The organism is Synechococcus sp. H55.9 (genome assembly GCF_047462355.1).
Lineage (GTDB): Bacteria > Cyanobacteriota > Cyanobacteriia > Thermostichales > Thermostichaceae > Thermostichus.
In genome coordinates, this window is record NZ_JANSJB010000033.1 from 3,079 (window position 1) to 7,766 (window position 4,688).

The 4,688-nt window shown below is 60.0% G+C and carries 2 protein-coding genes; one reads left to right on the forward strand and one right to left on the reverse strand.

Going from position 1 to position 4,688, the window contains the following annotated elements; translation table 11 throughout:
- Positions 1-135: 135 nt before the first annotated feature.
- Entirely contained in the window at positions 136-3,513 is a 3,378-nt protein-coding gene (locus NW857_RS06065; RefSeq protein WP_414368319.1) for a Swt1 family HEPN domain-containing protein, read from the forward strand.
- A gap of 32 nt (positions 3,514-3,545) precedes the next feature.
- On the opposite strand, the gene NW857_RS06070 is transcribed toward NW857_RS06065, so the two are convergent.
- Positions 3,546-4,688, reverse strand: a 1,143-nt coding sequence (locus NW857_RS06070; protein WP_414368322.1) for a cytosine deaminase, incomplete at its 5' end; no start/stop codon positions are given.

The window sequence follows — 4,688 nt, forward strand, 5'->3', positions numbered from 1 at the left end:
ATCCTGGAGCGGCCCACCTGCTTGGAAGGGGATCCCGTCCTCCCTGGCTTTGTCGCCGATCTCAGCTTAGTTTGGGAATAGCCTGCCCCGAGTTGCCCTCTTTTCCCACCTGCCCCTTCTTGCAGCCCTTGACCGATGGCTATCAGCAACCACGAACGTGTTGGACGCGCCCTCAATCTTCTCCGACAGGGGCTTTATCCGTTTGTCGTGCGGGAAATGCAAGCCTTTCATGGCGAGAACTGGCTGAACGTGGCCGCCGACACCTTGCCCCAGAGCTCTCCCAAGTTCAAAAGCCCAGAGCAGATCCTCGAGCAAGATGTTGCGGCCCTGCTGACCCTAATGTGGGAGCAATGGAACACCGTCTTCAGGCAAACCTTGGGTCAAGCAGAGCGCACCCTAGTCAGCGAGCTGCGCAACACTCGCAACGCCTGGGCCCACACCTGCACCTTTGGTTTTGACGACGCCTACCGCGCCCTCGATAGCGTGGCCCGCCTGCTGAGCGCCATTGCCGCTCCCCAAGCAGCCGAGGTGGAAAAGCAAAAGCAAGAGCTGCTGCGGCTACGCTACGAAGAACAGGCCAAGCGAGAAAGTCGCCGCGCCATTGTAGCTTCTCTGGAAGGCCAACCCCAAACTGGCCTCAAACCCTGGCGGGAGATCGTTACCCCTCATCCGGATGTGGCCTCTGGCCGCTTCCAACAGGCCGAATTTGCCGCCGACCTCTGGGAGGTTTACCTTGGCGAGGACTCCGCTCGCCCCGGCGGGACGGCGTCCTTTGAGTACCGGGATCCCGTCGAGTTCTACCGCCGCACCTACCTCACCAAAGGGCTGCAACAGCTTTTGATCAACGCCCTGAGGCGCCTCAGCGGCCAAGGGGGAGATCCGGTAATCGAACTGCAGACCAACTTTGGCGGCGGCAAGACCCACGCCATGCTCGCCCTCTACCACCTTTTCTCCCCCCCTTCCGGGAGAGGGAGTGAGGGCCTCCTACCCGACACAGAACCTCTTTTGCAAGCTGTTGGCCTACAGAGACCACCGCAAAACGTCAGAATAGCTGTCCTGGTGGGGAACAAGCTCCAGGCCAGCGGGATCCCTCCCTACCGGCCCGAACACAGCCAGCAAAACCGCCCCCTGATCCGCACCCTTTGGGGAGAGCTGGCCTGGCAATTGGGCGGGCCTGAGGGTTATGAACTGATGCGGCAGGCCGATGAGACTTCCACCAACCCTGGCGACAGCCTCAAGGTTTTGTTTAACCGCTATGCTCCTTGCCTAGTTCTCATCGACGAATGGGTGGCCTACGCCCGCCAACTGCACGACACTCCTGACCTGGCTGGCGGCACCTTCGACACCCAGTTTACCTTTGCCCAGACCCTGAGCGAATCGGCCAAGAACGCCAAAGATACCCTGCTGGTGGTCAGCGTCCCCTCTTCCGACATCGAAATAGGCGGCGAACGGGGCAAGGAAGCTCTGGTTCGGCTCAAGAACGCCATCGGGCGAGTCGAGTCCCCCTGGCGACCGGCCAGTGCTGAAGAAGGCTTTGAAATCGTCCGCCGTCGCCTGTTCCAGCCCATTCTTGACCCTGACCTGTTTGTGCAGCGGGACGCGGTGGTCAAAGCCTTTATGGATCTCTACCGCAGCCAAAGCCAGGAGTTCCCCAGCGAGTGCAAAGAAAGCGACTACGAACGTCGCCTCAAGGCCGCCTACCCCATCCACCCCGAACTGTTCGACCGGCTTTATGCTGACTGGTCAACGCTGGACAAGTTTCAGCGCACCCGCGGCGTCCTGCGCCTGATGGCCAGAGTCATCCATATCCTCTGGCAGCGCGATGACCGCAGCCTGCTGATCCTGCCCGCCCACATCCCCATGGACGACCAGCAGGTGCAGTCGGAGCTGACCCGCTACCTCGACGACAACTGGCTGCCGGTCATCGAAAAAGATGTGGATGGGCCCAATTCTCTTCCCCTGAGCCTCGACGGCGCCCATCCCAACCTGGGCCGCTACTCCGCCTGTCGCCGGGTTGCCCGCACCATCTACATGGGATCCGCCCCCACCCTGCGGGCTGCCAACCGAGGCCTAGAGGAGCGCCGCATCAAGCTGGGCTGTGTCCAACCGGGGGAACATGTAAACACTTTTAGCGATGCCTTGCGGCGCCTTTCCGACCAAGCCACCTACCTCTATGTGGATGGCAATCGCTACTGGGTTTCCACCCAGCCCAACGTCAACCGCACCGCCCAGGAACGGGCTGAGCAGCTTTTGCAAAACGAGCGCCACTCCATCTGGGAAGAGCTCCTCCGCCGTCTCAGAGCCGACAAAAGCCGAGGCGAATTCGGCGCCCTGCACATCGCTCCCGAATCTACCGCCGACATCCCCGACGACAGCTTGGGGGTGCGGCTGGTCGTCCTTTCTCCTCAATATCCCCACAGCCGAGGTAACCAAAACAGCGAAGGACGGGCATGGGCAGAGCAAGTTCTGCAGCGCCGCGGCAGCGGCCCTCGCTACCACAAAAACATGCTCCTATTTTTGGCTCCCGACAAAGCCAAATTGGAAAACTTGGAACGCCATACAGCTCAGTATTTGGCGTGGAAGGGAATCGAGGAAGAGAAAAACATCCTCAACCTCGATGCCTTTCAAACCAAGCAGGCCAACACCAAGCTAGAAGAGTCGAACAGGGCAGTTGATATCAGTCTACGGGAAACCTACCAGTGGCTTTTGATCCCAACTCAGCCCGATCCCCAGGGTGGCATTGAGTGGAAAGAAACTCGCTTGCAAGAACAAGACTCTCCCATTTTGCAAGCCAGCCGCAAGGCTGTTCGTGAAGGTGATCTAGTGGTCAGTTATTCTGCCCTCAACCTGCGCTTGGATGTTTTGGACAAGTTTCTCTGGCGGGAGGCAGATCATGTGAGTTTAAAACGGCTGTGGGAGTGCTTGACCCAGTACCCCTATCTGCCTCGCCTGAAAAATCAGTTGGTCTTGTTACAGGCTGTTCAAGATGGCGTTGCCTCAGAAACCTGGCGGGAAAGCTTTGCCTACGCTGAAAGTTTTGACGAAGCTAGGGGCAAGTATCTTGGCTTGAGAGCGTCAACCAGTGTCAACGCCGCCCTCAATGAAAATGGGCTGCTGGTCAAGCCAGAAATTGCCCTACGGCAACTCAACGAGCACAGCTTCCCTCCCCCTCGGCCTGATACCGATGCCCCGTCAGGGCAAGCTGAAGTAATAGCCATAAAAGATAGTAGACAGGATAAGAATCAACCCCTTGCCCCAATCTCTCCTGAGCTGCCCCGGCGCTTCTATGGCAGGGTAGAAATTGCCGATCCCTTGCGAATCAACAGAGATATTGCCACCCTCGCCGAAGAGGTGATCCGGCACCTGACCAATCTGCCGGGATCTACCGTCAAAATCACCCTGGAAATCGAAGCGGAAATACCGGAAGGCATGCCGGAGACCGTAAGGCGCACCGTAGCAGAAAACTGCCGAGCCTTGAAGTTCTGCACCCAGGAGTTTGAGAGCGATCTTTAGACAATCCGCAGCAGTAAGGAGCTCAACCTACTCTATGAGCTGCAATCTGCCCCTGCGTTGAGATCGTCCAGTTCGCTGTAGTCCGGCAGCGTGGTATCGATGGGCTGACCTTGGCGCAACACTACTCGGTCATGCTGAGGACGGGAAAGCAGCTCGTCAAACCCCCGGCCCTTGAACAGCACCAAGTCTGCCGACAGGCCCACCCCAATTTGCCCGGCCTCTACCAAGCCCATCCTACGGGCCGGGGTGGCAGTGATGGCCTGCGGCCAATCCCCGTAGGGGGTGTCCAGGTGCAGGATGCGGGTGGCCTCCCGAAACACTTCTAGGCCGTCGTGATCCCCGAAGCCGTGGAAAGGATCCCGGCAGTTGTCACTGGCTATCATCACCGGCACGCCCAAAGCCTTCAGCTCATGGAGCAGCGTTACCCCCCGCCAGCGGGGCGTGTGGCCGGGGCGGCGGTCTTGTAAATAGAGGTTACACATGGGCAGGCTGACCACGGCGATCCCCGCCTCTTTGACCAGGGCCATGGTCTGGTGGGCCACCTGCGGTGGCTGCACCGCCAAACTGCAGCAATGGCCGCACACCACCTGGCCGGAAAACTCATGGCGCAAGGTTGCTGCTGCCACGTGTCTCAACGTGAGGGATCCCGGATCCTCCGTCTCGTCGGTGTGGAAGTCGAGATCCAGCCCCCGCTCCTGGGCCAGGGCAAACACCCGCTCCAACTGCTCATCCAGCTCCGGCCCCATCGCCGCTACTCCACCCAGGATCCCGCCCAGCTCTGCCACCTTGTCCGCCAGCTTCTCCCCTGCCGGCGTGAGAAAGAAGTCCAAATGGGTCAACGTCACTGCCTGCAGCTCCAGTCTGCCCGCCCACTCTTGCCGCAACTGGGCAAACACCTCCCAACTCACCTGGGCGTGGGGGCCGTTGCAGACCAGGTGGGTGCGCACCGCCTGGGATCCATGGGCATAGCTGCAGCGCAGGCCAAAGTCGCAGCGGCGGTAGATATCCTGCCAAAGTTTTTCGTGCCTGCCGGCGTAGGCCCGCTCCATTTTGGCCCAGTCTTCCTGCTCGGCCCGGATTGCCCCGGCAAACGTGCCGTCGGGGTTGGGGGTGCGCGGCCACACGTGCCCCTTGTCCAGGTGGGTGTGGATATCGACAAAGCAGGGCCACACCTG

Coding starts and splice junctions, on each gene's coding strand:
- NW857_RS06065 (WP_414368319.1), top strand. CDS start 136: ATGGCTATCAGCAACCACGAACGTGTTGGACGCGCCCTCAATCTTCTC.